Genomic DNA, 24,815 nt, shown 5'->3' with positions numbered 1-24,815 from the left:
GGCCCCGCAGTGGGCGTCAGCGGCGGGAGTTGCCGAACAGGAGGCGGTAGGCGATCAGCAGGACCAGGGAGCCGGCGATGGCGGAGCCCCAGGTGGCGGCGTCGAAGAACTGGTTCTGGATCGGCCGGTCGAGGAACTTCGCCGAGAGCCATCCGCCGGTGAAGGCTCCGGCAATGCCGATGAGGGTGGTGCCGATCAGTCCGCCCGGGTCCCGGCCGGGCAGCAGCAGCTTGGCTATGCCTCCGGCCAGCAGCCCCAGGATGATCCAGCCGATGATGCCCATGCCCGCTCACTCCGCTTCGTTCGTGCTCACTGACTCAGGGAGGAAGACGCCGGGCAGCGGGGATCGGTTCTCCGGCGGAGTTCGACGCTGTCGGGCCCGGACCGGCAGCGCGGCGGCTGCGCCGGCACTGAGCCGGGGGCCCGACCCGCGGATCAGGCCGCTACCCGGCTCGCGGGTGCGGCGGCGGGCACCGGGACCGGCTCACCGACCCGGTCATCCGTCCGCTCGCCCGGGCTCGTCCGGGTCAGCAGCAGCACCCCGCGCGCCGCGGCCAGGGCGCCCGCCGTGGCCAGCAGGATGCCGACGGCGCCGCCCTGGAGCCGTTCGCCGAGCAGGACCATGCCGATGGCGGCGGCCGCGAGCGGGTTGGACAGGTTGACCACGGCGAGCGGCGCGCCGAGGCCGCCCCGGTAGGCCCGCTGCGACAGGAGCATGCCGCCGACGGCGAAGACCACGACGAGCAGCGCCACCGTGATCACCCGCAGGCTCAGCAGGGCCCCGCCCCGGCCGCCCGCCACCGCCACGGTCTGGGTCAGCGCGGAGGCGGCGGCGGAGGCCAGCCCCGACGCCGTGGCGTGCCGCAGCCCGGAGCGTACGTCGCCCCGCGTCAGCAGGGTGATCACGGCGGCGGTCGCGCCCGAGACGGCGAGGGCCTCGGCCAGGGTGAGGGTGTCGTCGGGGGCGGGCCCGGAGGCCGGCAGGAGCAGCAGGCCGAGCCCGGCGACGGTGGCCAGAGTGCCCCGCCACTCGGTGGCCGCGACCCGCCGCCCCGCGCCGCGCGCCCCGAGCGGGACGGCCGCCACGAGGGTGAGGGCGCCGAGGGGCTGGACGAGGGTGAGCGGTCCGTAGCGCAGGGCCGCCGCGTGCAGCAGCGCCGCGCCGGCGTTGAGCCCGGCCGACCACCACCAGGCGCCGTTGCCGAGCAGCGCGGCGGCGCTGCGGGCGACGGCGCGGCGGGCGAGGCGCTCCTGCGCCACGGCGGCCGCGGCGTAGGCGACGGCGGAGGCCAAGCAGAGGGCGACGGCGAGTGCGGTGGCGTTCATCGCCGGCTCCCCGCGCCCGCGACCGCGGGTTCGGCCCGGCGCGGACCCGGCAGGGCCACGGCGTCGGGGGGCGGGGTGCCGGGGGACGGGGCACCCGGAGCCGCGCCGGCCGGGGCCGCGGCAGCGGCGGGCGCGTGCGCGACCGGGCGCGGCAGGAGCAGCAGCGCCGCCCCGAGCAGGACGGTAGCGACGATCGCGTCGAGCCAGTAGTGGTTGGCCGTGCCGACGACCACGAGCAGCGTCACCAGCGGGTGCAGCAGCCACAGGTACCGCCACCGGGACCGGGTCGCCGCGATCATGCCGACGGCCAGCATCAGCGCCCACCCGAAGTGCAGCGACGGCATCGCGGCGAACTGGTTGGCCAGGGTGTCGGTGGCCGGCGCGGCGCGGTAGACGGTCGGCCCGTAGACCTGCCCGGTGTCCACCAGCCCGGCCGCGGCGAGCATCCGCGGCGGTGCGAGCGGGAACGCCAGGTGGAGGGCGAGGGCGGCTCCGGTGAGGACCGCGAGGACGCGGCGGGTCCACAGGTAGTGGCCGGGGCGGCGGACGTAGAGCCAGCAGAGGAAGAGGGCGGTCGCGGGGAAGTGCACGGCCGCGTAGTAGCCGTTCGCCGTCTGTATGAGCGCGTCGCCGTGCAGCAGCAGCCGCTGTACCGCGCCCTCGCCGGGCAGGTGCAGGGCGCGTTCGGCGTCCCATGTGCGCGCGGCGTTGCGGAAGGCCTCGTCGGTGCGGCCGGTGGAGAGCATGCGCCCCGCCTTGTAGACGGTGAAGAGTCCCGCGACGAGCAGCAGCTCGCGCAGGAGCCGGCGCCGCGCCCGCCCGCGTCCGGGTGGACCGGTGGGGGGCTCCGCGGGGGTGGTCTCGGTGGTCATCCCACGGTCTCGCTTCCTCTACTCGGCGGGCGGCCGGGCGGAGCTCGTCCGGTCGGGCCGTCACACATCGACACGCCAGTGTATCGATACATGCGCGTATCGATACGCCGGTGTACCGATACGCTTCCGTAGCCGTACACTCGACATCAGGACCACGCCGCCGAGGAGGGCCGCACCCATGACGCAGACAGCACCGGCCTCCGCGCGCCGCTCCAAGATCAGCCCGGAGCGGGTGCAGGAGTTCTACGACGCCGTGCTGGACCAGCTGCGTGAGAACGGCTACGAGGCCCTGACCATGGAGGGCATCGCCGCCCGGGCCTGCTGCGGCAAGTCCACGCTCTACCGGCAGTGGAAGACCAAGCCCCAGCTGGTGGCCGCCGCCCTGCGGGCCAACCGGCAGGGCACCCTCGCCGCCGTGGACACCGGCACCCTCGCGGGCGACCTGCGCGAGGCGGCCCGGATCGCGGCGGGCACCTCGGGGCGCGACACACGGCTCAGCCAGGCCCTCGGGCACGCCGTGCTCGGCGACGAGGAGCTCCAGGCGGCGCTGCGCGAGGCGCTCGTAGAGCCCGAGCTGACCGCCTTCGACGCGATGGTGGCGCGGGCCGTGGCGCGCGGCGAGATCCCCCCGGGGCATCCGGCGGTGGAGTTCCTGCCCGCGCAGCTGATGGGCGTCATGCGGATCCGGCCGGTACTGGAGGGGCGGTACGCGGACGCCGACTACCTGGTGCGCTTCGTGGACGCGGCCCTGCTCCCCTCGCTCGGCATCACGCCGGGCAGCACCCCTTAGACCGGTGGGCCACCGTCCCCGATGACCGGACGGAGACCTGCCCGCGCTGCCTCGTGGGGACGGCGGCAGCGCGCCACCCGGACCGGGCGGCGGTCACTCGCACGACGAGTGGCCGCCGCCCGATCTGTGCGGAGCGGCGCTCACCTCACGGCCGGGGCGCCGCCATCAGCCGGGTGTACTGCTCGGGATCCGCGTCGAAGCCGCGCGTCCGCGCGTCCAGGGACCAGCCGCCCGAGGGGTCCCGGAGGAATTCGGCGACGGTGGCGGCACTGAACCCCCCGATGTCCGAGAAGTCGGACTCGGCCAGGTCGGTGTAGCCCTCGCGGATCCGCAGTCCGGTACCCGCCACGGTGGCGAAGGTCTTCGTGCGGGCGCCTTCGGGGCCCGGGTCCTGTATCACCACGCCCACGACCACCCGGCCCAGCTCCGGAGCCAGCCGGTTCAGTTCGAGGGTCATCACCTCGTCGAAGCCGAGTCCCTGCCCGGTGTCGCTGTCCCGGTTGAGGGTGATCGTGCCGTCGGGGGCGCGGCTGCCGAAGTGGACGAGGTAGACGGGATCCCCGTAGAGGGCCGCGGTGCCGTACACGGCGGCCAGCACGTCCAGGTCGTGCGACGGCGTCCCGGCCGGGCTGGGGTCCCAGCGCAGGGCTATCTCCACCTTGGCCAGGCTCTTGCGTACTCCGCTCACCGAACTCCCCCTCCGTGCACCGGACATGACCTCACCATGCTGTCACGTACCGGTGATCACGGCGGCGGAAACATACGTTACCGGCCGAAGCGGCGGTGAACTCCCCGTCGCCCGATTCCAAGGCATTCACCCCGAACACCGCCGAGCCGCGGCGAATGACCGGAAATGCCCATCCGCCGTTCCCCGTCCCGGCGTTGTCCGGCCGCAGGATCTGCGGCAGAGCCGGATCGTTATCCTCAAATTTCCCTCAGATGTAGTGACGCTGCGGCCGTCACCTTCCTAGCTTCCTCATACACGTGCCCTCCGGACCGTGTGGTTCCGCACGTGCCCGGCACTGCGTACCGACCCCGTACTCCGTGCCCAACCCGGCACCCGGTACGTCCCCCGCTCCCGCGTGATCCGCGATCCCCAGGAAAGAGTGCAGCATGAAGGTTCCCAAGGCCGGTGCGGTCGCCGCAGTGATCGCCATCGCGGCCACCGCCACGGGCTGTGCCGGGGACAGCCCCAAGGAGCCGCTCGCGATCGGCATCAAGTTCGACCAGCCCGGGGTCGGGATGCGCGAGGCCGACGGCACCTTCACCGGTTTCGACGTCGACGTGGCCACGTACGTCGCGAAGCAGCTCGGCTACAAGCCGAACGAGATCGAGTTCAAGCAGGTCTACAGCTCCGACCGGGAGCTGCTGATCCAGTACAACGAGGTCAAGTTCGTCGCCGCCAGCTACTCGATCAGCGACAAGCGCAAGGAGAAGGTCGACTTCGCCGGCCCCTACTTCATCGCGCACCAGGACCTGCTCGTGCGGTCCAACGACTCGACGATCAGCAAGGCCGAGGACCTCAACAACAAGAGGCTGTGCTCGGTGACCGGTTCCACCTCCGCCGAGAACGTACGCAAGAACCTGGCGCCCAAGGCGAGCGTCCTGGAGCTCGGCAGCTATTCGGACTGCCTGGTCGCCCTCCAGGACAACCAGGCCGACGCGATGACGACGGACAACTCCATCCTGGCCGGATACGCGGCCCAGAAGGGCAACGAGGGCAAGTTCAAGCTGCTGGGACTGAACCTGAGCAACGAGAACTACGGCATCGGGATCAAGAAGGGCGACACCGAACTCCAGCGGAAGATCAACACCGCGCTGACGAAGATGGTGTCGGACGGCTCGTGGGACGCGGCGGTCAAGAAGAACTTCGGCCCGGCCAACTACAAGTACGAGCCGGCCCCGCAGGTGACCTCGGGAAGCTGACGCGCTCTGCGGCCCCGGCGCCGACCGGGGCCGCACCCCCCTCCCGACACATGGCCTTCATCTGTTCGATACATGACAATGTGAGCCTCGCTCTGCCACCTGATACCCCGCCAACCCGACCGGCGGGGACGGTGCTTGTGGAGAGGTTCCCCCACGTCATGAGATTCTCCCGCCTCACCCCCTGGGCGGCCGGCGTCGCGGCCGCCGCCCTGGCCCTCATACCGGCCACCGCCTCGGCCGGACAGCAGCGGACGACAGCGGCTCCCCACGCCGTCGCCACCACTAGCACCACCGACTACTACGCCGCCGCCCAGGGCAAGACCGGCGCCGCGTTGAAGAGCGCGCTGCACGGGATCATCAAGAACCAGTCCACGGTCACCTACGACGGCGTGTGGAACGCGCTGAAGGTCACCGACCAGGACCCGGCCAACCCGAACAACGTCATCCTCGTCTACTCTGGCCGTTCCCAGGCCAAGAACACCAACGGCGGCAATCCCAACGACTGGAACCGCGAGCACGTCTGGGCCAAGAGCCACGGCGACTTCGGCACCGCGACCGGCCCCGGCACCGACCTGCACCACCTCCGGCCCGAGGACGTCACGGTCAACAGCACCCGCGGCAACAAGGACTTCGACATGGGCGGCAGCCCGGTCGCCGAAGCCCCCGGCAGCTACACCGACTCCGACTCCTTCGAGCCGCGGGACGCGGTCAAGGGCGACGTGGCGCGGATGCTGCTCTACATGGCCGTCCGGTACGACGGCGGGGACGGCTTCCCCGACCTGGAGCCGAACGACAAGGTCAACAACGGCACGGCGCCCGCGATGGGCCGGATCAGCGTGCTCAAGCAGTGGAACCAGATGGACCCGCCGGACGCCTTCGAGCAGCGCCGCAACCAGATCATCTTCGACACCTACCAGCACAACCGCAACCCGTTCATCGACCACCCGGAGTGGGTCAACTCCATCTGGTGACCGACGGCGCCGGCCACGGCGCCCTCCGCGGGATTGACCCGCGTCGAGCCGGGTATTCGCAGGCCAGAGGCTGCGGTCCGCACCCGGCGGCGGCAGCCCGCGGAGGTACGTCGTCATGGACGGAGCCGGACTCTCCGACCGCGAGAGGCGAGTCCTCTCGGCGATCGAAGCCCATCTCAAGGGTGACCGGGCCCTCGACCGCCGGCTGCGGTCCGCACACCGCCGCCGGCACGTCGTGGCGGCCGGTCTGCTCGGGGCGCTGACCCTGGCCCTGCTGATCGCCGCTTCGGTGACCGTGTCGCAGCCGCTGATCTGGGCCTTCGCCGCCAGCTGGATCGTGACGGTGTGCACGGCACTGCCACTGCTGGGCCGGTGGATCAGGCGGCGCTGGCAGCTCCGCGGCCGTACGGTCGGGCGCGAGGCCCCGTAGCGCGACCCGCAGTTCTTACGAGAGCTTGTCGGCGAGGGCCTGGAAGGCCGGCCAGCTGAGCTGCGGGGTCCGGGGGTCCCAGACCTTCTGCGACAGGGCGGCCAGCGGCAGCCGTATCCCGGCGGCCACCTGGGCCTGGGTCTGGGCGGCGGACAGGTCGCACCAGACGGCGAGCCGGGCTCCCAGGATCTGCGCCCCGTACTGCGCGGGCACCGCCGTGGTGCCGCGCAGGACGAGGGGGGTCCACTGCTCGTAGATGCGGCGGCCGGTCGGGTACGTGAACTCGTTCGGCTCGCCGAGCACGTAGTACAGGTACTCGTCGTTGAGGTTGACCACCTTGCGGCCGGCCCGCAGGTAGTCCAGCGGCGGCCGGGCGCCGAACTCCTTGCCCGTCCAGTACTCGGCCTGGAGGTCGGGGGCGGCCGCCACCACTCCCCCGGCGAAGAAGCCGTCGTTCCACGCCTTGAGCGCCTTGCCGGAGGGCCGCACGACCGCGGCCCGGTCGTTCAGCCAGCCCGTCGCCAGGTCCTGCACCCGGGCCGAGGAGCCGTACCGCTGCCGTGCGGCTCGGGCGAGCTGCGGGAAGGAGGCCTGCGGGTCGCGGACGACCAGCGCCTGGTACTCGTCGGCGCCGAGGTGCCAGGCCCCGCCCGGGAACAGCGGCAAGTACTCGCGCAGCAGCTCGTCCACCAGCTTCGCCGAGGCGGGGTTCGATATGTCGACGGCGCCCTTGACGGCCCGGCCCTGTACGTCGCGCAGCTGGAGCGACGGGTGGGCGCGCAGCACCGCTCCGAGGTGACCGGGCGAGTCGATCTCCGGGACCACCGTGATGTGCAGGCGGGCGGCGAGTTCCGTGATCCGCCGGACCTCGGCCTTGGTCAGGTGCGGGGTGGAGACGATCTCGGGGTGGGTATCGGACTCGATCCGGAAGGCCTGGTCGTCGGAGAAGTGCAGGCCGAGCTGGTTGAGCTTGAGGTCGCCCATCTCGCGGAGCCTGGCCTCGATCCAGTCGGGGGTGAAGTTCTTGCGGGCGATGTCGAGGTTGAGGCCGCGCTGGGGCCGCTCGGGGGCGTCGCGGACGGTGCCCTCGGGGGCGGAACCAGCGCTGCGTATCTCCTGCTTGAGGGTGCGGGTGCCGTAGAACACGCCCGCTTCGTCGTGGCCGCTGATCCGGACCCGGCCGCCCTGGACGGTGAGGGTGTACGACTCCGGCTTCGCCGGTGCGGCCGGGTCCAGGGCGAGTTGTACGTCGCCGGGGCGCGGGTCGGCGGACTCCGCGAAGCCGAGGCCGAGTTCACCGGCGAGGAGCTGGGCCTCGTCGGTCAGGGCGGCCCGGTCGGCGGGCCCGATGAGCACGCGCGCCCCGGAGGCGGGCCGCCAGCCGGGGCCGCGGGCCGGGACGTGCTCCCGTACGGCGGGAATGGTGCGGGGGGCGCTGGAGAGGGGGTACGAGGGGGTGGGCGCCGGCGGTGTCGGGACGGGCGCCGCCGTGGCCGGCCCGGCGGTGGTGGCCGCGGCGGACGCGGAGGCGGCGTGGGCTTCGCCCCGGCCGCCGCCCGCACATCCGGGGACGGCGAGGCCGACCAGCGCGGCGACCGCTGCCGTCGCGATGGCCCGCACCCTCCTGGCCTGCCTGGTCTCTCGCATCATGCACCGTTTTTCCCCGTACCAACGTGGCACGGGGAACGGTGCGGCGCGACCGGGCGCCCGGTGGCTCAGGCCAGTGCGGCGAGCGCGGAGGCGGCGAAGTCGTGGTCCTGGGCGGGGGCGCCGCCGCCCACCCCGATGGCGCCCACGAGGCGGTCCCCGCGCCGGACGGGCAGTCCTCCGGCGATGAACAGCAGCGGCCGGTCCAGGGCGGTGGGCAGGGTGTGGAAGGGCCCGCCGGGCAGAACGGCATCGGTGAGCTCGGCCGTCGGCGCGTTCAGCTGGAGGGCGGTGTAGGCCTTGCGGGTGCTGGTCTCGCCGGAGATCAGGACGGCCCGGTCGTCCCGGCGGAAGGCCAGCGGGTGGCCGCCCGCGTCGAGGACGGTGACGCTGACCGCGATCCCGGCGGCTTCGGCGGCCGCGCGGGCGGCGTAGAGCAGGGCTTCGGCGTCCTGGGTGGTCAGCGGGGCGACGGCGGTGGGGGCGGTGGACATGGCGGGGGTCTCCTGCTGGTCGGTTCGTGGGGTCGGATCAGGGGATCGGATCAGTGGTGTGCGGGGACGGCTTCGCCGCGGGAGGCGGCGCCCGGCACGACCCGGCTCGCGGCGGCGCGTGCGCCCGTACGCCGCTCCAGCGCGCCCGAGACCAGGGCGAGGACGAGCGCGGAGGCGGCCAGCGCGGCGCCGACCCAGTTCGGGGCGGTCCAGCCGAGTCCGGCGGCGATGACCAGGCCGCCGAGCCAGGCGGCGAGGGCGTTGCCGAGGTTGAAGGCGCCGATGTTGACGGCGGAGGCGAGGGTGGGCGCGCCGGCGGCCTGGTCGAGGACCCGCTTCTGCAGCGGGGGCACGGTCGCGAAGCCGAGGGCGCCGATGAGGACGATGGTGACGGCGGCGCCGGCCTTGCTGTGCGCGGTGAGGGTGAAGACCGCCAGGACGACGGCCAGCGCGCCCAGCGACACGTACAGCATCGGCATCAGCGCGCGGTCCGCGAACCGGCCGCCCATGAGGTTGCCGCCGACCATGCCGAGCCCGAAGAGGACCAGCAGCCAGGTGACGGAGGTGCCGGCGAAGCCCGCGACGTCGGTCATCATCGGGGTGATGTAGGTGATGGCGGCGAACACCCCGCCGAACCCGAGGACCGTCATCGCCATGGCGAGCAGCACCTGCGCGTTGCGGAACGCGGCCAGCTCGTGGCGGATGCGGACGCCTTCGGGCCGGGGCAGTTCGGGGACCAGCTTGGCGATGCCGAGCAGGCCGAGCACGCCGAGCAGGGCGACGATCAGGAAGGTGACGCGCCAGCCGAGGGTCTGGCCGACGAGGGTGCCGAGGGGGACGCCCACCACGTTGGCCACGGTCAGGCCGGTGAACATCATGGCGATGGCGCCGGCCTTCTTCTCCGGGGCGACGAGTCCGGCCGCGACGACCGAACCGATGCCGAAGAAGGCGCCGTGGGCGAGGGAGGCGACGACGCGTCCGGCGAGCATGACGCCGAAGGCGGGGGCGAGCGCCGAGAGCAGGTTGCCCGCGATGAACAGGCCCATGAGCAGCATCAGCATCCGCTTGCGCGGTACGCGGGTGCCGAGGACGGTCATGAGGGGGGCGCCGAGGACGACACCGAGGGCGTAGCCGGTGACCAGGAAGCCGGCGGTCGGGATGGTGACGCCGTAGTCGGTGGCGACCTGGGGAAGCAGGCCCATGATCACGAATTCGGTGGTGCCGATCCCGAAGGCGCCGATGGCGAGGGCGAGAAGTGCGAGAGGCATGAGGGGCCCTTCCGGGGAGGGGTGGTGCGGTTCGCGGCGCCGCGGCCGCTGTGCGAGGCGCATACGATTGCCAGCGCTGCTTACGTGCGTCCACATTAATTGCAGACGCGGGCTATTTGCAAGCGCGGGCTATTGCGCTCGTCGCCTATCCTGGTGGAGTAGCAGCGGAACGCACCTGAGGAGGGGCCCATGACGGCCACCGACAGCGCACTGACCGCCCTCTCCCAGGGGTGGTGCGCCCTCTCCCTCCTGCACGGCCGGATCGAGGCGCACATCGAACGGGCGCTCCAGGCGGCCCACGGGCTGAGCGTGCGCGAGTACTCGCTGCTGGACGTGCTCAGCCGACAGCACAACGGGCCGGGCGGGCACCTGCGGATGCACCAGGTGGCCGACTCGGTGGTGCTCAGCCAGAGCGCGACGACCCGCCTCGTCAGCCGGCTGGAGGACCGCGGGCTGCTCAACCGCTACATCTGCGACACCGACCGGCGGGGCATCTACACCGACGTCAGCGAGGCGGGTCTGGCCCTGCTGGCCCGGGCGCGTCCGACGAACGACGCCGCCCTGCGCGAGGCGCTGGATGCGGCGGCGGCGGTTCCCGAGCTCGCCCCGCTGGTGGCGGCCGTGGAGAACACCCGCACGGCCGCCGTCGGCTGACCGGGCGGCCCAGGGGGTGTCTGACGGGTCAGGGCCGGGCCCGGCCCTGACCCGTCGGACGCCCCCTAAGGCTTGCCGTCGGCGGCCGAGGAGGGCTGTCCGACCCCCGGGGCCGACGAGGGCTGCCCGGTTCCGGTGGGCGTCGGCGACGCCGACGCCCGGCCGGAGGGCGGCGGCGCGGGCCGCGACGCGGACGCCGAAGGGGCGCCCGTACGGACCGTGGTCGGTGTCGTCCTCCCGTTCGGCAGCGCCGTCGGGGGCGGCGTGGGAACCGGCGAGGGGACCGCGCTGGGCCCGGGCGAGGGGGCCCGCACGCTCGGCGTCGGCGAAGGGATCTCGGCGGGCGCCGCGGGCGGCACCGGCCTGGCCGGCCCCTGCTCGGGCCCCAGCACGAGGTACCCGGCCAGCGCGGCCGCGGCTCCGGCCAGCCCGGCGGCCGGCCAGGCCAGGCGCCGCAGCCACACCGCCGCCACCGGCAGGCGCTTCGAGGAGCCCGGCGGGTCAGCCGGCCGCAGGTCGCGGACGGTGACCGTGCGCGCCCGCCCGGCCAGGGCCTGGCGCAGCCGGTGTTCGACCGGACGGTCGCCGTCGTGCGTCATATCCGTCCCTCCAGGATCCGTTCGAGCGCGTCCAGAGCCCGGCTCGCGTTCGATTTGACCGCGCCCCGGCTGATCCCGAGGGTGTCGGCTATCTCCGCCTCGCTGAGCTCAGCCCAGTACCGCAGCACCAGTACCTGGCGGCGGCGCGGCGTCAGCCGGCCCAGTGCCGCCAGCACCTCGCGGTGTGCCTCGTCGAGTACGACGGACGCCTCGGCGGAGGGCACGTCGGCCGTCACGGGCGGGATCCAGGCGCGCGCCGTCCGCCTGCGGCGCAGCACGGAGCGCGAGGTGTTGACGACCGCCGTGCGCAGGTAGCCCAGCGCGTTGTCCACGCCCTTGATCTGCTCCCCGTGCCGGCGGTACAGGGCGGTGAAGGCGTCCTGGACCACGTCCTCCGCCGTGGCCAGGTCGTCCACGAGCAGCACCGCCAGCCGGACCATGCCGAGCCGGTGCGCGTGGTACAGGTCGGTGACGGTGGGTGCCGACGGCGTACTACCGGACCCCTGGCGCTGGTACGGGGGCGCGGGGACGGCCGGCGCGGGCACGTCGCGGCGCAGCAGGAACGACCACAAGCCCCGCCGCGCCCGGCCGAAGCCGGGCGCGAAGGGGCTCATCGTGGGAGCGAGTGGGAACACTGACGTCCTCAGTTGCCGGTGCGGCGCCGCACCGTGTACAGGGCTCCGGCCCCGACGGCTATGAGCCCGGCGGCCCCGGCACCGAGGGCCATGGTGGTCGCGGAGGAACCGGTGTGCGCGAGTTCGGAGCCACCGGCCACTCCGGACGGCGCGGCGCTCGGGTTCGCGCTGCCCGGCGCGACCGTCGGGGTGGCGGGGGGCTGGGTCGGGACGGCGCTGGGCGTCGCGCTGCGGCTCGGCGCCGTGGGGACGGCGCTCGGGGCGGCGCTGGGCGTACCGCTGTGGCCCGGCGCCGTGGGGACCGCGCTCGGCGTACCGCTGCCGGTCGGCACCGGGGCGCTGCTGGGGGCGACCGTCGGGGAGACGGACGGCGTCGCCTGGGCGAGGGCCGGGCCGCCGAGCGCGACGGCCACTCCGGCGGCGGCAGCGGTGACGAGCGCTGCCCGGCAGGCGGACAGGGTGGCGCGCTTCAGGTTCATCACGGTTGTTCTCCACGGTCGGTGCGGTCGGGACGAGGACGCGGATCTACGCCCTACACCCCGCACGACGCGCGAGTGCCCGCGAGGTTGCCGGTGTGCCGGAAAAACTTTTCACCCCGTCGGCGGGGGGGGATCCGGCGCACCGCTTGAAGGGTCGGTGCCGAGGACCGGCCATCATACTGACGGCGGTCGTCGGCCTGCTCTCCTGGTGCCGCACGGTGGCAGCCCGCGGCCGGCTGCGTCGGGCGGCTCACCGCGGCCGGGGCGGGAGCGGCGACGGCCGCCCCTTGAGGAGGGCCGGGACGGTGGATCACAATCCGCAGATGCCGACACCCCCGTACAGCAGTTGGATGCGGTACTTCTCCCCCACCGCCAACCACCGGCGGCTCGGGCTGGTCTGCCTGGGCGTGGGGGTGCAGCAGGGCAGGCTGCCCGTGGTCGGGCCGCGGGCGCTCGACCACCACGTGGCGGTCGTCGTCACCCGGGGGCAGGGGTGGTTCAGCCACGCCGGGCGCCCGCCGCAGCCGGTGACCGCGCCCGCGCTGCTGTGGCTGGTGCCCGGGGTCGAACACCACTACGGACCGGACCCGCGGACCGGCTGGGACGAGTGCTTCGTGGACTTCACGGGCCACAGCGTGGCCGCCTACACCGACCTCGGCTACCTCACCCCCGACCGCCCGCTGGTCCCGTTGAGCGGGACCGCCGGGATACGGCACGTGGTGGACGGGATCCTCCGCGCGGCCCGCACCGGCGGCCCGCTGCTGGAGGTGGAGGCGGCGGCGGCCGTGCACGGGCTGCTGGTGGCCCTGCGCTACGCCCGTGCGGAGGTGTCCCGGCACGGCGACGCCGTGATGGACGCCCTGGCCCGGGACGCGCTGCTGCCGATCTCCGTCGCCGAGCACGCGGCGCGGCTCGGGATACCGCTGCCGGAACTGCGCGGGGCGGTGCGGCGCAGTACCGGCGAGGGCGTCAAGGAGTACCTCCTCGGCATCAGACTGAGCCGGGCCAAGGAGCTGCTGGCCCGGACCGACCTGCCGGTCGCCGGGGTTGCCCGGCGGGTCGGCTACGACGACCCCGGTTACTTCAGCCGGCTCTTCAGCCGCCGCGTCGGCATGGCGCCGGGCCGCTTCCGCGCCCAGCAGTCCGTCAACGACGCTCGTGATCCCCGCCTCTAGGCCGTTGCGCCGGGGCGGCGGGCGTAGCAGAACAGGTGCTCCTCCGGGTCGGCGAGACCGCCCTCGGGGTGGAACAGGCTCGTGTCGTGGTGCAGCAGTTCCAGGCCGGCCGACTCGATCCGGGTGGTGTACTCCTGCGCGGACAGGCTGCTCACGGTGACCCGGTGCCCCATCCACTCGATGGGGAGGCCGCTGATGTCACCCGGCACCGTCGCGAGGACGAGGTACCCGCCCGGCGCCACCCACGAGGCCATCCGGGCCAACGAGGCCGCCACCTCCCGCTGTTCCATCATCAGCAGCGGGAAGAAGGCGCACACCGCGTCGAAGCCGCCCTCCCCGGGCGTGTAGGTGCGCACGTCCGCCTGCTCGAAGCGGGCCCGCGGGACCCGTTCGCGGGCGAGGGCGACCATCGCGGGCGAGACGTCGATCCCGGTCACCGCGCAGCCCGCCGCCGCGAGCCGCTCGGCGGTGGGCCGGCCGGTGCCGCTGCCGACGTCCAGCACCCGGGCCCCGGCGGGCAGCCGGCCGGTGAGCCAGTCGAGGGCCTCCAGCTGCGCGGGCACCCGCCCGAACGCCTCCTCGTAGCGCTCCGCGAGCGCGTCGAACACCTCGGCCGCCGACTCGGATCCACTCATCGCGATGCCTCGTTCCCTCTCATGTCCGCGGCAGATAGCCGACGTTGAGCTCGGCCATCGAGGTCCACGGGTTGCCGTTCACCTCGCTCGTCGCCTTGAGTCTGACGTACCGGGCCGTCCGGGGCGAGAAGGAGACGTCCTGCTGTCCGGCACTGTCCGCGAACCTGCTCGAGGCCGCCGCCGGACCCCAGTTCACGCCGTCGGCGGAGGTGAACACCTGGTAGTCCGCGATGCGCCCGTTGCTCTGGGTCTGCCGGGGCAGGCAGTGCAGCGCCGAGACGTCGTAGGAGGCGCCCAGGTCCAGGGTGATCTCGTGCGGCATCGGCGCGGTGGCCGCGTACCACTGCGTGTGCCAGATGGTGGCGCTGCTGCCGTCCAGGACGTTGGCGGCGCTGCCGTTCTCGCCCGCCGTCTCCTGGCTGTCGACGGCCTTGACGCTCATCGCGCCCTGCGGCACGAGGAGTTCACCGCCGCCGCCCGTGCCGAGGTCGTCCACGGTGAGGTCGTCGAGGACGAGGTCCGCCTCGTTGTGGGAGTCCTCGTCCGTGACCTTGCGTACACCGATCCAGGCGTCCGCTCCGGCGGTGAACGTCCTGGTGAAGGTGGTGGCGGTGCGGGCCTGGCCGAGTGCCGTGGCCGTTTCCGCGGTGCCCGAGCCGGTGATGAACTGGTAGTCGCCGCCGAAGCCGTTCTCGTAGGCGAAGGACACCTTGTACGTGCGGCCCTTCGTCAGGCGGAGCGTCTGCGGCAGGGTGCGGTAGACCAGGCCCGGCCGCTCCTCGTGCGACTTCAGGGAGTTGCCGCCGCTGATCACGTCGTCCACCAGCTTCCCGTTCCAGCCGGCCTGGGTGTACGGGGCGTTGCGCTGGGCGATGTGGGTGCGCGGGTCGGTGGCCGGGCCGCCGGCCCCGCCGAAGGCGAACGGGCCCCAGCCGGCGTCCGTGTTCTCGAAGTCCTCGGCGAAGTAGTGGCCGCCGAGCGGCGTACGGGCCGAGCGGACCACCCGGACGTCGTCGAGGGCGACGGTGCCCGGTCCGGTGGCGGCGGCCAGCGTGAGGGTGGCGGTGGACTGGCCGGCCGGGACGTCGAACAGCACCTTCATGCGCTGCGCGCCCGTGCCGTTCTTCTCGCTCCCGCCGAGGCTGTTCGTCAGCGGCGAGGAGTCGGCGGACACGGACGCGGCGGGGCCCGCGGCCGGGGTGACGGTGAGGGTGGCCGCCCGGCCGGTGGGGGTGGAGACCCAGACGGAAGCCGCGTAGGTGCCCGGCGTCAGGCCGGTGAGCCGCTGCGCCACGGCCGGGGCGGTGCCGGGGGCCATGGTCAGCTCGTTCTGGCCCTGGGCGTTGCGGGTGACGGCGGCGCCGGTGCCGGTCACCGTCCAGGCGCTCAGGCCGCCGGAGTAGAAGGAGGGGTCCTTGACGGGGGTGCCCTCGCCCCATTGGGGGTCGGCCTGGGCGGGCGCGGCGCCGTTGGTGACGAGGTAGGCGGTCTTCGCCGTGGCGTCGAGGGTGATCCGGCCCTGGCTGACGGTGAGGTCGCCGACCAGCCGGCGTCCGGTGTCGGTGAGCCGGTACAGCTTGGGTGCGCTCCAGCCCGCCGGCAGGGTCCAGGTGGTGGGACCGCCCGCGTCGTTCCAGTGGTAGAGCTTGCCGTCGCGCGGCAGGAGGTAGGCGCCGCCGCGCAGGACGGTGCGGCCGCCGGTGGTGATGGTGCGGGTGCCGCCGGCGGTGCTGACGGTGGTGCCGTTGGCGAGGGTGACCGTGTCGGCGGTCCACTTCACGATCGGGGACTCCTGGAGGAACTTCGTCGGCAGGTTGACGGCGAAGGTGGTGTTCAGGAAGGCCGGGTAGTCCTTCTTGCCCTGCCAGCCCTCGTACGCGGCGAGTTCCGCGCCGCCGAGCAGCGGGTCGCGGGCGATCCAGTCGTCCTTGGCGTGGTTGGCGATGAACCGGACGATGGTGGAGTTGATGCCCTTGAGGTCGCTGCCCCCGTAGTTGACGTCGGCGGCCCAGTGGTGCCAAAGGGACTGCTCGGTGAGGGTGTTGGGGAACTCGGTGGCGAGCTGGAGACCGAGGCCGCCGATCTCGCGCTGGAGCTTGCGGGACACGTATCCGTCGCCGTACCAGACGTCCACGTAGAGGAAGTCGAGGCCGGGGGCGGCCGCCTTGAGGTCCTGGAGCCGCTTCAGCCGCTCCCCGGACTGGCCGTCCTTGCGGGTGTCGACGTAGTACGACTGGTCGAGCCAGTCCCAGCCGAGCCCTCCGCTCTGGTGGGCCGGGTCGAAGGTGGCGGAGACGGGGTACTCCTCGGTGGCGTTGATGTGCACGCCGAAGTCGGCGTTGTAGGCGTGCCCGGCGGTGGTCAGGGCGTTCAGACCGGCCGCTCCGCCGAGCCTGGCGCCGATGTTCTTGTAGTCCATGTGCGCGGAGTCGTGGCCCTCGGAGGCGTAACCCTTGAGCAGGACGAACTGGCCGAGTCCGTCCGTCGCGAGGCTGACCCGCTTCGTTTCGTCCAGGGTCTGCGCGAAGGGGTGGGTGGCCTGGGAGGCGAAGTTGAACGGGATGCGCTGGACGACCCGGTTCGCGGTGTCCTGCCAGCCGGTGGGCGGGGTCCAGATGTCCCGGTAGGCGACTGCGGCGTCCTGCCAGTCCACGACGGAGTCTCCGTTGCGGTCGGCGGTGATCGCGATCCGGGCGTACGGAAGGGGCTCGGTGTCGTTGTCGGCGGCGCCCGCGGCCCGGTACAGCCAGTCCCCGCTCCACAGGGCGGCCCGGCGGTAGGAGCCCTTGTCGGTGACCTGTTTGCTGATGCGGCCGTTCTCCCGGGCGACGCCGCCCGCGGGCTGGTCGTAGAGGGAGTTGGAGTCGATGGCGGCGGCCAGCCTGCCGGTGTTGACCAGCCCGTACATGACCGTGGTCGCGGTGGCGTCCACGGGAGTGGCGGCGGTGACGGGCGTGAAGGTGTCGCCGGTGCCGGTGGTGGCGGTGTACATGCGGGCGGTGGAGAGCGCGGCGCCGGGCTGGTCGCTGCGGACGCTGACCAGGCTGTGGCCGGGGACGGAGAGGCTGCGCACGCGCAGGGCGGCGGTGTCCTCGATCGCGGTGACCTTGAACTCGACCACCGAACCGGCCACGGACAGCCGGGACCTGATGGTCACTCCGGAGAAGCTGAGCGCGTAGTCGACGGCGGAGGCGGAGGCCGACGCGGTCACGGCGGGGGTGTAGGCGGTGCCGTTGACGACGATCGCGGTGAGCGGGTCCTCGTTGCCGTTCAGTACGTCGCCGGTGGCGCGCCGGGTGTAGCCGATGACGCGGGGAAAGGCGCTGTCGACGCTCACGGACAGCTCGGGCGAGGTGATGGTCAGGGGCCCGGCCGCCGGGGCCGCGGAGACGGGTCCGGGTACGGACACGACGAGGGTGGCGATGAGACCGGCGACCGCGGCTGCGGCCGGCCAGAGGGGGGTGCGCATCGGGCCTCCGGGAGTCGGCGCTTCCTGGCGGGGAAGACCGCACGGCTCCGGAGCCCCGCGGTCCGCTCACTGACCTGACAGCTTGCGGACCTCGGGCAGGGCGGGCCCATGGACAAAGCGGAGCGCCGTAGTGGACTTACGGCGGCGGCCCCCGGCCCCGGACACCCCGGACGCGGCCTCAGCCGCTGCCCTCGGGCGCCAGTACCACGGCCGTTCCGTACGCGCACACCTCCGTACCGGTGTCGGCGGCCTCGGTGACGTCGAACCGCATGGCCAGGACCGCGTTGGCGCCGCGCGCCTTGGCCTGGTCGATGAGCCGGTCCATGGCCTGGTTGCGGGTCTGCACGAGCGTCTTGGTCAGGCCCCTCAACTCCCCGCCGATCATCGATTTGAGGCCCGCGCCGATCTGGCTGCCCAGGTGCCGGGAGCGCACGGTGAGGCCGAAGACCTCCCCGACGACCCGCTCGACCCGGTAGCCGGGGGCGTCGTTGGTCGTCACCACCAGGACCCCGGTCTGCTCGGCCCCGGGGCCTCCGCCGTAGTCGTCGATACCCATGCCACCCACTGTGGCGCCGGGGGTGGGCGCGCGCATCCCGGGCGGGCGCCCCCGCGAGCCGGGAGGCGCGAGCGCTGCTGGCGCGCGCCCCCCGCAACTCCCTACCATGGGCCACCCCGCGCCACGGCCCCCGAGGGGCCATCAAGGAGGGCACATGGAGTTAGGGCCGAACACGTCCCGGCAGCCGTTCATCGACATGCACACCCCGAGCGTCGCCCGGATGTACGACTGGCTCCTGGGCGGTGTGGAGAACTACGCCAGCGACCGCGAGGCATGCGCCCGGCTGCTGGAGATCGCACCCAGTACCCAGTTGCTCGCCCGCAACAACCGGGCGTTCCTCAGCCGCGTCGTACGGATCCTGGTCGAGGACTACGGGATCCGGCAGTTCCTCGACCACGGATCGGGCCTGCCCACCCAGGACAACGTCCACGAGGTGGCCCAGCGCATCGACAAGGACTGCAAGGTCGCCTACATCGACAACGACCCGATGGTCCTCGCGCACGCCCAGACCACGCTGCACGACAATGCGGGCACCCTGGTGCTGCCCATGGACATGCGCGACACCGAGCGCATCCACGAAGCCACCAAGGGCTTTCTCGACTGGGGGCAGCCCATCGCGGCCCTGTTCGTGTCCGTCCTGCACTGCATCCCGGACTCGGACGACGACCGCTCCCCGTCCGCCGTCGTGCGCAAGACGGCGGCCCTGCTGCCGCCCGGCAGCTTCCTGGTGATCTGCCAGCTCGTCAGCGAGGACCCGGTGGTACGGGAGGACGTGACCCGGCTGATGGACGTCACCACGCACGGGCACTGGGGGCGGGTGCGCGAGCCCCACGAGGTGCGGCGGTACTTCGACGGGCTGGACATCCTCGAACCGGACCTCGTCGACGTGGTCGACTGGCGCCCCGACGCCTCCCCGCCGCCGCCGGAGCTGCGGCCGAAGGACTGGGTCGAGTGGGGCGGCGTGGGCCGTCTCCTCCCGGCGCCCCGGGACCCGGCGGAATGACCTGAGCGGCCGGGGGCAGGCGCACCTCCGGAGCGCGGGGTCCCGCACGCGCGAAACACGGTCCAGTCAGGAGGAGGACGGCTCGATGAGCATCGTGGTCACCACACCGACCGGACACGTGGGATCGCGCGTCGTGCGCCTGCTGCTCCAGGCCGGCGTCCGCCCCCGCGTGCTCGTCCGGGACCCGGCCCGGCTGGGCGAGGAGACCCGCGACCGGGTCGACGCGCGCCGGGGTGACCTGACGGACGCCGGGTTCGTCCGCGAGGCGGTGGCGGGGGTGCGAACCGTTTTCTGGGTGGATCCCACTCCCCACACGACGGCGGACCCGATCGACGCCTCGCTGTCGACCGCGGCGCCGTTGGTGGCGGCCGCCCGGGCCGGTGATGTGGGGCGGGTGGTGCTGCTGAGCAGCATCGGGGCGGAGCGGCGGCACGGCGTCGGGCACATCGACGCCTTGGGCGGGATCGAGGAGCAACTCGATGCCACCGGCGCGGACGTGCTGCACCTGCGGTGCGCGTACTTCTTCACCAACCTGCTGCTGGACCTGGAAGGGCTCTCCCGGGGCGTGCTGACCACGGCGTTCGACCCCGGCCACGCGATGCCGTGGGTCGATCCGCGCGACATCGGGGACGTCGTCGCGGCCCGGCTGCTCGGCGACACCTGGCGGGGCCGGGTGGTGCAGGCCGTGCACGGCCCCGAAGACCTCACCTTCCACCAGGTCGCGCGGATCCTCACCGAGGCGCTGGGGCGCCCGGTCCGGCTCGAAGCCGTCGGTGACGACGCGGTACGGGAGACACTGGGCGCGGCCGGGCTGCCGCCGTCGGCGGTGGAGGCGGTCGTCGGGATGACGGCCGGCTCCCGCGATCTGGTGCCCGAGCAGCCCCGCGACCTGCTCACCACCACTCCCACCCGGCTCGGCGCCTGGGCCCATGCCGAGCTGCGCCCGCTGCTGACGAGGTGAGCGTCCCGGAGACTCCCTAGCTCTCCATGTACTGCCGGAGTGCCTCTTCGATGAGCCGGCGGCTGCGTTCGCGGGACGCCGCGGCCTTGCGCAGGTTGCTGAGGGCGTTGCGGTGGTCGTCCAGGGCGCGGGGGCGGGTGACGTAGTTGGCGCCGTTGATGTGCTCGACGTACGCCAGCTCGCCCGGTCCGCCGTCGGCGAACTTGAGGTGGGTGATGGGGTAGGGAGGGGCCGCGGAGTAGCCCCAGGACATCTCCAGGATGCGGATGTTGACCTTGGCGACCTCCCCGGCCCGGAGCAGGTGCCGCAGTTGTTCGCGCATGACCTCGGCGTTGCCGCAGCGGCGCTGGAGCACGCCCTGGTCGAGCAGCACCGTCAGGCGCGGCACCTGCCCTTCCATCAACCGCAGTTGGCGCTGGGTGCGCAGCTGTACGACGCGGTCCATCTCGTCGTCGGAGGCGCTGGGCATCACGGCCCTGACCATGTGCCTGGCGTACGCCGGGGTCTGGAGGATCCCGGGTACCACGAGGTTCTCGTAGACGCAGATCTCCTGCGCCTCGCCTTCCAGTTGGATCAGGCGCTTGAGGAAGGTGGGGGTCACGTCGCTGTACTGCTCGTACCACTCGCAGTCCTGGGCGTGCTCCAGGAGCCGCTCGACCGTCCGCATCTCCTCGTCGGCCAGCCCGTAGTGGCGGGCCAGGTCGAGGACGTCGCGCGCCTTCGGCGGGCTCTCGCCGCGCTCCAGCCGACTGATCTTCGACACGGATCCGCGGATGACGGGCGCCACGTCCCGCAGGGTGAGCCCGCGGGCCTCGCGCCATCCTCTGAGTTCCTGGCCCAGTACCCGCGCGGCCGCCGCCCGTCCTTGCTCCCTCCCGAGCGGCAGGACCGGGGCGAGCGGGTCCTGGAGCCGCCCGGGGAGGGAGCCGGACTGCGGATCGGGCATGGGTTCGGGCAGCGCGGGCATGCGGAACTCCAATGTGACCGGGGCGGATCTGAAGTCGTCAGAATGGGGCGTGGTCGCCTGTCCGTCCAACCTTTGGCCTAAGGCTTGGACTTCATCCGGTCAGTTGATCGAACTCGGAGCGCTTGACACCGTCGACGAACGCCTCGATCTCCGCGGCCGTGAAGATCAGGGCCGGCCCGTCGGGAAAGCGTGAATTGCGCATCGCCACGGCGCCGTCGGCCAGTGCCGCCACCTCTACGCAGTTGCCGTTGCCCACACTGGCGCTGCTCTTCACCCAGACCGCACCGGGAATCTCGCTCGCCACGATGCCATTGCGTAACTGCATGATGGGACCTCTCCTCGTTCCGACGCGCATGATCGGGCAATCGCACATGGGATTGCCCGACAAGCAGTTATGAGAATGCTAGCCAGCACGGTCGGGCGCGGAAGTCCCCCGAAAGGGTGCCTCGGAAGCGAAGCTTCCCGGAGGATCGCCCCACGAGCGAACCAGGTATACCAAAACTTCCGGATTGCGCAAATCGGGCTAAGCGGCGGTGTGCCGCCAGGGCGTCACGCCCTGCCGTCGCCATAGTCGTCCGTGGCGACCGCCTGGTCGCCGGCCCGGGCCGCGTGGCGCGGCCGGGCGATTGTCTTCGTAGAGGAGTCGGCTCATGCTGAAGCCCACCAGGACCGTCCTCGCACTTACCGCCGGAAGCCTGGTGCTCGGCCTCGTCAGCGCGGGCGCCGCCATCGCCGACGAGGACCCGATGGCCGAGGTCCCGGCACACCAGGAGCACAGCAGCGCCAAGCGGGAGCAGATCTGGGGCAAGGTCGTCTCGTCCGGCCGGCTGACGATCCGCAGCCAGCCGAGCACCCGCTCGTACTCCCTGGGCAAGGTCGATCCGGGCCAGCGGCTCGCGCTCGAATGCAAGCAGCGCGGGGAGCGGGTCGACGGGAACGACCTGTGGTACCTGCTGGACAACCTCAAGGACCGGGACGACTGGAACGAGGGCGAGGGCGACGGCCGCGACTCCTGGAACAACGGTCGCGACAACGGCCGCGAGGACGGCGACAGCCGTGAGAACGGCCGTGAGAACAGCCGTGACGACTTCAGCCCCAACGACGGCCGCAACGACAACGGCAAGTCCGTCAAGAAGGCCTCGATGAAGGACAAGGACTACCGCTGGGTGGCCGCCCGTTACGTGAAGAACCTCGACACGGTGCCGTGGTGCCGCTGATCAGCGTGCCGGGCCGCTGATCCGCCGCACGGTCCGCCGGGAGGCCGGCTCCTCGTCGAGGGGCCGGCCTCCCGGCCGTCGTCAGTCAGCCGGGGTGGACGGTGCGCGGCCCCGCGCACCGCGCTCCGTACGCCCGCACCCGCTCGCGCAGCTCCCGGTCCGCGGTGACCACGACCAGGGCGGCAGCACCCCGTTCCGCGTAGGCGGCCACCAGCTCCACGATCCGGTCGTCGCCGCTGCCGGGCGCCGCGTCCACCCGTACGCCGGGCACGGATTCGACGCCCTTGGCGGCGCCCTCCACCACGAGGACGATCTCCTCGCCCGCCGCCCGCCGCGCGAGCCGGTCGCGCAGCCGCTCGGCCGCGCCGCGCCGGTCGCGCCACCAGCCGTCCGGGACGGATCCGACGACGTTCGCGGCGTCCACGATCAGTACGTCCACAGGTACGACTGTCGCAGACCGGCTCAGAAGTCGCCGTAGTTGACCTGCCAGGTCGGCAGGCCCATCCGGCGCCAGACGGCCACGACGCGGTCCCGGTCGTCGAGCGAGACGCGGACCGCGTACCGGTGGCGCACGTGCGCGTCGAACAGCTCCGCCTTCACCACGTCGTCGCGGCGCTGGTCGCCGGCCGCCCGCATCCACAGCTCGTCGTACGGGACCGCGTGCCGCTCCAGCCACTCCTCGGTCTGCGGCCGGTGTTCCTCGCTCCGCCCGGAGAGCAGCACGACGACGTCCCCGTCCGCGCGCCGGAAGGCGTCCAGGGCGCGCCGCACGGGCTCGTTCAGCAGGTCCAGTCCGCAGCGGGTGAAGTCGTACGGGCCGCGGTCGCCGGTCAGTGCCAGCGTGCCGTCGATGTCGCACATCACCGCGGCGGGCAGCGCGGGGTCGGGGACGTACGGCTCGACCGGGGGCTCGTCGCCCAGCCACTCGGCGGTCAGCTTCCACCCGCCCTTGCGCGACTTGGCGTGCTTGTCGGCCAGGATCCGGATGATCTCCTCGCCCACCGGCCGCTCCCGTGCGGCGTCGCGGCGCACGCACTCCTCGACGGGCACGTCCGTGAAGTCGTGGACGACGAAGGCGGCGAGCCCGGCGACCGCGGCCTTGAGGCGCTTGGGGATGTGCGGGGTGAGGTGGGTGTTGTCGACGACGACGTCGAACCCGCCCGCGACGGCGGCCCGCACGGCCGCGTCCTGGACGTCCAGCGCGGTCTGTTCGTGCGCGTACGAGAGGCCGCGCCCGTGGCCGGCGCCGTCGAGCATGACCCGCAGGTCGTCGAGGTTCACCCGGCGCATCCGGCCGCCGGACGCTTCCTGGAGCGCCCGGGCGGCGGTGGTCTTGCCCGAGGCGGGCAGGCCCGTCATGACGTGCACGACGGGGCGGGTGCGGGCAGCGGGGGCTACGGGGGTCGCGGGGGCCGCCGGTTCTGCGGACACGGGTTCAGTTCTCCTCGTCGGTGGTGAAGGGATCGGCCGATTCCGGCCGTACGGCCCGCCAGGTGACGAGCTCGGTCTGCTTGCCGTCCAGCCGCAGGAACAGCGCGGCACGCAGCCGGCCGTCCGGCAGCGCCCGCACCGCCCGCGCGAAGGCGCCGCGGTCGGCGGCCAGGTGGGCCAGCGCCCGGAAGGCCTCGTCGATGGCCCGCTCGCGCACCGCGGCGGCTTCCTCCAGGCCGGCGATGACCCCGCGCACCCAGGCGTCGAACTCGTCGGGCACCTGCTCCAGCAGCGCGTCGAGCGGCTTGCCGCCCGAGGCCTCGATGTCCGCGACGCTGCAGCCCAGGCCCTGCGCGAGTTGCTTGGCGGGCAGACCGGCGAAGCGCTGGATGCCGTGGCCGCGCCAGATGTCGCGCTCGGTGACGCCGGTGAGCACCTTGTGCAGGCGTACGTATTCGGCGATCTTGGCTTTGACCCGGACGCCGGAGGCGAAGCGCAGCACGAAGCCCTCGGCGTCGGTGCCGGTGGCCGGGGCGCCGCCGGGCAGGGTGTTGGACTCGGTGAGCGCGAGGAGCTGGGCGAGGGTCATCGCAGGCCACACGGTGACGACCGAGCCGATCTCCCGCCAGTGCCCGGCGGCTTCGGCGAGCGGCACCTCGGCGCCGTCCTCGCCGAAGGCGGCGAGGAGCACCAGGTCGCGGCGGTCGCCGTAGTCCACGACGATCCGGTTCTGCGGGTACAGGATCTCGGCGAGGTAGGTGACGCCCGGGACGAGGTGCGTGGTGTCGCGGCCGTCGAGACGGCGCTGCGCCCAGGTCGCCTGCTCGCTGATGAAGGAGCCCTTGGAGGCGACCCGCCAGGCGCCGGCGTAGTGGAACACGACCCCGAGGCTGCCGTCGACCTTGTCGTACACCTCGAACGGCTCGTCGGGCAGGGCGGCCGCGTAGGGCTGACCCGACTCGTGCTCGGCCACGTTGAAGAACTTCGGCAACGGCAGGGCGACGATCCGCCCGGTGGCGTCGTCGGCGACGAGGCCCCGGCAGCGCGTGGTGACCTGGTTCCAGACCCGCTCGTACTGGGCCGTGCGGGTGTAGGTGTAGATCGACAGCGGCAGTTGCGGGTGCGCCTTGCGGGTCACGTGGCCGGCGTCGATCGCCGCCTTCAGTTCCTGTGCGGGCAGCAGGTCATGCAGAGTCAGGAACGCCTGGCTCATGGGGTCCTCCCGGTTTGAGATGGTTCATTCTCATGCGCGGGAGGCCGGCCCGGTACTCAATTATGACTGGTCGCAGGGCACGTGGTCGGCGCCCGGC

Annotated in this window: 27 protein-coding genes; 9 read left to right on the top strand and 18 right to left on the bottom strand. The window is 72.9% G+C overall.

The annotated features are described in order from the left end of the window. Nucleotides 1-16 precede the first annotated feature (16 nt). The 3 genes from ACZ4M3_RS03280 to ACZ4M3_RS03270 form a co-directional block, all read right to left on the bottom strand. Nucleotides 17-283: a GlsB/YeaQ/YmgE family stress response membrane protein gene (locus ACZ4M3_RS03280; RefSeq protein ID WP_467729671.1), complete on the bottom strand. Its 267-nt coding sequence runs from the start codon at nt 281-283 to the stop codon at nt 17-19. A 152-nt stretch (nt 284-435) separates the two neighbouring features. After that, nucleotides 436-1,326 (bottom strand): hypothetical protein, encoded by an 891-nt coding sequence (locus tag ACZ4M3_RS03275; RefSeq protein WP_467729669.1) that lies wholly within the window; start codon nt 1,324-1,326, stop codon nt 436-438. Next, on the bottom strand, nt 1,323-2,198 hold the full coding sequence (locus ACZ4M3_RS03270; protein ID WP_467729668.1) for a phosphatase PAP2 family protein: 876 nt from the start codon (nt 2,196-2,198) through the stop codon (nt 1,323-1,325). The genes ACZ4M3_RS03275 and ACZ4M3_RS03270 overlap by 4 nt, the downstream gene beginning before the upstream one ends. A 178-nt stretch (nt 2,199-2,376) precedes the next feature. On the opposite strand from ACZ4M3_RS03270, the gene ACZ4M3_RS03265 reads away from it, so the two are divergent. Next, nucleotides 2,377-2,988: a TetR/AcrR family transcriptional regulator gene (locus ACZ4M3_RS03265; protein WP_467729667.1), complete on the top strand. Its 612-nt coding sequence runs from the start codon at nt 2,377-2,379 to the stop codon at nt 2,986-2,988. Between the two features lie 145 nt (nt 2,989-3,133). Here ACZ4M3_RS03265 and ACZ4M3_RS03260 read toward each other — a convergent pair whose 3' ends face one another. After that, nucleotides 3,134-3,676 carry a TerD family protein gene (locus ACZ4M3_RS03260; RefSeq protein WP_467729666.1) on the bottom strand — a complete coding sequence of 181 codons (543 nt, stop codon included), beginning with the start codon at nt 3,674-3,676 and terminating at the stop codon, nt 3,134-3,136. A gap of 425 nt (nt 3,677-4,101) precedes the next feature. Here ACZ4M3_RS03260 and ACZ4M3_RS03255 point away from each other — a divergent pair, with 425 nt between their 5' ends. The 3 genes from ACZ4M3_RS03255 to ACZ4M3_RS03245 all read left to right on the top strand — a co-directional run bounded on the left by ACZ4M3_RS03255 (nt 4,102) and on the right by ACZ4M3_RS03245 (nt 6,315). Further along, the gene (locus ACZ4M3_RS03255; protein ID WP_467729664.1) at nt 4,102-4,914 is read left to right on the top strand and encodes a glutamate ABC transporter substrate-binding protein; all 813 of its coding nucleotides are present in this window, start codon (nt 4,102-4,104) and stop codon (nt 4,912-4,914) included. Nucleotides 4,915-5,072: 158 nt separating this feature from the next. Beyond that, nucleotides 5,073-5,885 (top strand): endonuclease I family protein, encoded by an 813-nt coding sequence (locus ACZ4M3_RS03250; protein WP_467729663.1) that lies wholly within the window; start codon nt 5,073-5,075, stop codon nt 5,883-5,885. A gap of 115 nt (nt 5,886-6,000) precedes the next feature. After that, the gene (locus ACZ4M3_RS03245) at nt 6,001-6,315 is read left to right on the top strand and encodes a DUF3040 domain-containing protein (RefSeq protein WP_467729661.1); all 315 of its coding nucleotides are present in this window, start codon (nt 6,001-6,003) and stop codon (nt 6,313-6,315) included. 15 nt (nt 6,316-6,330) lie between these two features. Here ACZ4M3_RS03245 and ACZ4M3_RS03240 read toward each other — a convergent pair whose 3' ends face one another. The 3 genes from ACZ4M3_RS03240 to ACZ4M3_RS03230 form a co-directional block, all read right to left on the bottom strand. Continuing rightward, a complete protein-coding gene (locus tag ACZ4M3_RS03240; protein WP_467729659.1) occupies nt 6,331-7,965 on the bottom strand; it encodes a beta-N-acetylhexosaminidase in 1,635 nt (544 codons plus the stop codon). Between the two features lie 65 nt (nt 7,966-8,030). Then, nucleotides 8,031-8,456: a GlcG/HbpS family heme-binding protein gene (locus tag ACZ4M3_RS03235; RefSeq protein WP_467729658.1), complete on the bottom strand. Its 426-nt coding sequence runs from the start codon at nt 8,454-8,456 to the stop codon at nt 8,031-8,033. A 50-nt stretch (nt 8,457-8,506) separates the two neighbouring features. Continuing rightward, the gene (locus tag ACZ4M3_RS03230) at nt 8,507-9,724 is read right to left on the bottom strand and encodes an MFS transporter (protein ID WP_467729656.1); all 1,218 of its coding nucleotides are present in this window, start codon (nt 9,722-9,724) and stop codon (nt 8,507-8,509) included. Nucleotides 9,725-9,913: 189 nt separating this feature from the next. Here ACZ4M3_RS03230 and ACZ4M3_RS03225 point away from each other — a divergent pair, with 189 nt between their 5' ends. Next, the gene (locus ACZ4M3_RS03225) at nt 9,914-10,378 is read left to right on the top strand and encodes a MarR family winged helix-turn-helix transcriptional regulator (protein ID WP_467729654.1); all 465 of its coding nucleotides are present in this window, start codon (nt 9,914-9,916) and stop codon (nt 10,376-10,378) included. Nucleotides 10,379-10,443: 65 nt separating this feature from the next. On the opposite strand, the gene ACZ4M3_RS03220 is transcribed toward ACZ4M3_RS03225, so the two are convergent. Genes ACZ4M3_RS03220 through ACZ4M3_RS03210 form a run of 3 tightly spaced genes read right to left on the bottom strand, consistent with a single transcriptional unit; the run spans nt 10,444 to nt 12,091 of the window. Continuing rightward, entirely contained in the window at nt 10,444-10,977 is a 534-nt protein-coding gene (locus ACZ4M3_RS03220; RefSeq protein ID WP_467729652.1) for a hypothetical protein, read from the bottom strand. Next, nucleotides 10,974-11,591 carry an RNA polymerase sigma factor gene (locus ACZ4M3_RS03215; RefSeq protein ID WP_467729650.1) on the bottom strand — a complete coding sequence of 206 codons (618 nt, stop codon included), beginning with the start codon at nt 11,589-11,591 and terminating at the stop codon, nt 10,974-10,976. Before ACZ4M3_RS03215 ends, ACZ4M3_RS03220 begins: the two co-directional genes overlap by 4 nt. Nucleotides 11,592-11,620: 29 nt before the next feature. After that, entirely contained in the window at nt 11,621-12,091 is a 471-nt protein-coding gene (locus ACZ4M3_RS03210; RefSeq protein ID WP_467729648.1) for an LPXTG cell wall anchor domain-containing protein, read from the bottom strand. A gap of 323 nt (nt 12,092-12,414) precedes the next feature. Between ACZ4M3_RS03210 and ACZ4M3_RS03205 the strand changes: the two genes are divergently transcribed. Next, nucleotides 12,415-13,266, top strand: a complete 852-nt coding sequence (locus tag ACZ4M3_RS03205; RefSeq protein WP_467729647.1) for a helix-turn-helix domain-containing protein — start codon at nt 12,415-12,417, stop codon at nt 13,264-13,266. On the opposite strand, the gene ACZ4M3_RS03200 is transcribed toward ACZ4M3_RS03205, so the two are convergent. From ACZ4M3_RS03200 to ACZ4M3_RS03190, 3 genes are all read right to left on the bottom strand, one after another. Continuing rightward, nucleotides 13,263-13,901, bottom strand: coding sequence for a class I SAM-dependent methyltransferase (locus tag ACZ4M3_RS03200; RefSeq protein ID WP_467729646.1), 639 nt, complete (start codon nt 13,899-13,901; stop codon nt 13,263-13,265). The two genes, ACZ4M3_RS03205 and ACZ4M3_RS03200, sit on opposite strands and share 4 nt — an antisense overlap. 19 nt (nt 13,902-13,920) lie before the next feature. Further along, a complete protein-coding gene (locus ACZ4M3_RS03195; RefSeq protein ID WP_467729644.1) occupies nt 13,921-17,370 on the bottom strand; it encodes an endo-alpha-N-acetylgalactosaminidase family protein in 3,450 nt (1,149 codons plus the stop codon). Between the two features lie 178 nt (nt 17,371-17,548). Then, nucleotides 17,549-17,926, bottom strand: coding sequence for a YbjQ family protein (locus ACZ4M3_RS03190; RefSeq protein WP_467729642.1), 378 nt, complete (start codon nt 17,924-17,926; stop codon nt 17,549-17,551). A gap of 154 nt (nt 17,927-18,080) precedes the next feature. Between ACZ4M3_RS03190 and ACZ4M3_RS03185 the strand changes: the two genes are divergently transcribed. Together ACZ4M3_RS03185 and ACZ4M3_RS03180 are read left to right on the top strand one after the other, a co-directional pair. Further along, the gene (locus ACZ4M3_RS03185; protein WP_467729640.1) at nt 18,081-18,929 is read left to right on the top strand and encodes an SAM-dependent methyltransferase; all 849 of its coding nucleotides are present in this window, start codon (nt 18,081-18,083) and stop codon (nt 18,927-18,929) included. Nucleotides 18,930-19,014: 85 nt separating this feature from the next. Beyond that, entirely contained in the window at nt 19,015-19,890 is an 876-nt protein-coding gene (locus ACZ4M3_RS03180) for an NmrA family NAD(P)-binding protein (protein ID WP_467729638.1), read from the top strand. Nucleotides 19,891-19,906: 16 nt separating this feature from the next. On the opposite strand, the gene ACZ4M3_RS03175 is transcribed toward ACZ4M3_RS03180, so the two are convergent. Together ACZ4M3_RS03175 and ACZ4M3_RS03170 are read right to left on the bottom strand one after the other, a co-directional pair. Further along, nucleotides 19,907-20,857 carry a helix-turn-helix domain-containing protein gene (locus ACZ4M3_RS03175; RefSeq protein ID WP_467729636.1) on the bottom strand — a complete coding sequence of 317 codons (951 nt, stop codon included), beginning with the start codon at nt 20,855-20,857 and terminating at the stop codon, nt 19,907-19,909. 91 nt (nt 20,858-20,948) lie between these two features. Next, nucleotides 20,949-21,182 carry a DUF397 domain-containing protein gene (locus ACZ4M3_RS03170; protein WP_467729635.1) on the bottom strand — a complete coding sequence of 78 codons (234 nt, stop codon included), beginning with the start codon at nt 21,180-21,182 and terminating at the stop codon, nt 20,949-20,951. Between the two features lie 325 nt (nt 21,183-21,507). Here ACZ4M3_RS03170 and ACZ4M3_RS03165 point away from each other — a divergent pair, with 325 nt between their 5' ends. Next, complete coding sequence (locus ACZ4M3_RS03165; RefSeq protein WP_467729633.1) at nt 21,508-22,074, top strand: hypothetical protein; 567 nt, start codon at nt 21,508-21,510, stop codon at nt 22,072-22,074. A gap of 85 nt (nt 22,075-22,159) precedes the next feature. On the opposite strand, the gene ACZ4M3_RS03160 is transcribed toward ACZ4M3_RS03165, so the two are convergent. Genes ACZ4M3_RS03160 through ACZ4M3_RS03150 form a run of 3 tightly spaced genes read right to left on the bottom strand, consistent with a single transcriptional unit; the run spans nt 22,160 to nt 24,718 of the window. Next, entirely contained in the window at nt 22,160-22,513 is a 354-nt protein-coding gene (locus ACZ4M3_RS03160) for an NTP pyrophosphohydrolase (RefSeq protein WP_467729631.1), read from the bottom strand. Between the two features lie 23 nt (nt 22,514-22,536). After that, complete coding sequence (locus ACZ4M3_RS03155; RefSeq protein WP_467729630.1) at nt 22,537-23,505, bottom strand: phosphatase domain-containing protein; 969 nt, start codon at nt 23,503-23,505, stop codon at nt 22,537-22,539. Between the two features lie 4 nt (nt 23,506-23,509). Next, entirely contained in the window at nt 23,510-24,718 is a 1,209-nt protein-coding gene (locus ACZ4M3_RS03150; protein ID WP_467729629.1) for an RNA ligase, read from the bottom strand. Nucleotides 24,719-24,815: the final 97 nt, after the last annotated feature.

The organism is Streptomyces sp. NPDC026522 (assembly GCF_055567555.1).
The sequence above is the reverse complement of the archived record's forward strand: the minus strand, read 5'-3'. Positions and strand labels throughout refer to the sequence as shown.

Excerpts from the sequence above, each read along its gene's own strand:
- ACZ4M3_RS03280 (WP_467729671.1), bottom strand. The coding sequence starts at position 283 with ATGGGCATCATCGGCTGGATCATCCTGGGGCTGCTGGCCGGAGGCATA.
- ACZ4M3_RS03275 (WP_467729669.1), bottom strand. The coding sequence starts at position 1,326 with ATGAACGCCACCGCACTCGCCGTCGCCCTCTGCTTGGCCTCCGCCGTC.
- ACZ4M3_RS03270 (WP_467729668.1), bottom strand. The coding sequence starts at position 2,198 with ATGACCACCGAGACCACCCCCGCGGAGCCCCCCACCGGTCCACCCGGA.
- ACZ4M3_RS03265 (WP_467729667.1), top strand. The coding sequence starts at position 2,377 with ATGACGCAGACAGCACCGGCCTCCGCGCGCCGCTCCAAGATCAGCCCG.
- ACZ4M3_RS03255 (WP_467729664.1), top strand. The coding sequence starts at position 4,102 with ATGAAGGTTCCCAAGGCCGGTGCGGTCGCCGCAGTGATCGCCATCGCG.
- ACZ4M3_RS03250 (WP_467729663.1), top strand. The coding sequence starts at position 5,073 with ATGAGATTCTCCCGCCTCACCCCCTGGGCGGCCGGCGTCGCGGCCGCC.
- ACZ4M3_RS03245 (WP_467729661.1), top strand. The coding sequence starts at position 6,001 with ATGGACGGAGCCGGACTCTCCGACCGCGAGAGGCGAGTCCTCTCGGCG.
- ACZ4M3_RS03240 (WP_467729659.1), bottom strand. The coding sequence starts at position 7,965 with ATGATGCGAGAGACCAGGCAGGCCAGGAGGGTGCGGGCCATCGCGACG.
- ACZ4M3_RS03235 (WP_467729658.1), bottom strand. The coding sequence starts at position 8,456 with ATGTCCACCGCCCCCACCGCCGTCGCCCCGCTGACCACCCAGGACGCC.
- ACZ4M3_RS03230 (WP_467729656.1), bottom strand. The coding sequence starts at position 9,724 with ATGCCTCTCGCACTTCTCGCCCTCGCCATCGGCGCCTTCGGGATCGGC.
- ACZ4M3_RS03225 (WP_467729654.1), top strand. The coding sequence starts at position 9,914 with ATGACGGCCACCGACAGCGCACTGACCGCCCTCTCCCAGGGGTGGTGC.
- ACZ4M3_RS03220 (WP_467729652.1), bottom strand. The coding sequence starts at position 10,977 with ATGACGCACGACGGCGACCGTCCGGTCGAACACCGGCTGCGCCAGGCC.
- ACZ4M3_RS03215 (WP_467729650.1), bottom strand. The coding sequence starts at position 11,591 with ATGAGCCCCTTCGCGCCCGGCTTCGGCCGGGCGCGGCGGGGCTTGTGG.
- ACZ4M3_RS03210 (WP_467729648.1), bottom strand. The coding sequence starts at position 12,091 with ATGAACCTGAAGCGCGCCACCCTGTCCGCCTGCCGGGCAGCGCTCGTC.
- ACZ4M3_RS03205 (WP_467729647.1), top strand. The coding sequence starts at position 12,415 with ATGCCGACACCCCCGTACAGCAGTTGGATGCGGTACTTCTCCCCCACC.
- ACZ4M3_RS03200 (WP_467729646.1), bottom strand. The coding sequence starts at position 13,901 with ATGAGTGGATCCGAGTCGGCGGCCGAGGTGTTCGACGCGCTCGCGGAG.
- ACZ4M3_RS03195 (WP_467729644.1), bottom strand. The coding sequence starts at position 17,370 with ATGCGCACCCCCCTCTGGCCGGCCGCAGCCGCGGTCGCCGGTCTCATC.
- ACZ4M3_RS03190 (WP_467729642.1), bottom strand. The coding sequence starts at position 17,926 with ATGGGTATCGACGACTACGGCGGAGGCCCCGGGGCCGAGCAGACCGGG.
- ACZ4M3_RS03185 (WP_467729640.1), top strand. The coding sequence starts at position 18,081 with ATGGAGTTAGGGCCGAACACGTCCCGGCAGCCGTTCATCGACATGCAC.
- ACZ4M3_RS03180 (WP_467729638.1), top strand. The coding sequence starts at position 19,015 with ATGAGCATCGTGGTCACCACACCGACCGGACACGTGGGATCGCGCGTC.
- ACZ4M3_RS03175 (WP_467729636.1), bottom strand. The coding sequence starts at position 20,857 with ATGCCCGCGCTGCCCGAACCCATGCCCGATCCGCAGTCCGGCTCCCTC.
- ACZ4M3_RS03170 (WP_467729635.1), bottom strand. The coding sequence starts at position 21,182 with ATGCAGTTACGCAATGGCATCGTGGCGAGCGAGATTCCCGGTGCGGTC.
- ACZ4M3_RS03165 (WP_467729633.1), top strand. The coding sequence starts at position 21,508 with ATGCTGAAGCCCACCAGGACCGTCCTCGCACTTACCGCCGGAAGCCTG.
- ACZ4M3_RS03150 (WP_467729629.1), bottom strand. The coding sequence starts at position 24,718 with ATGAGCCAGGCGTTCCTGACTCTGCATGACCTGCTGCCCGCACAGGAA.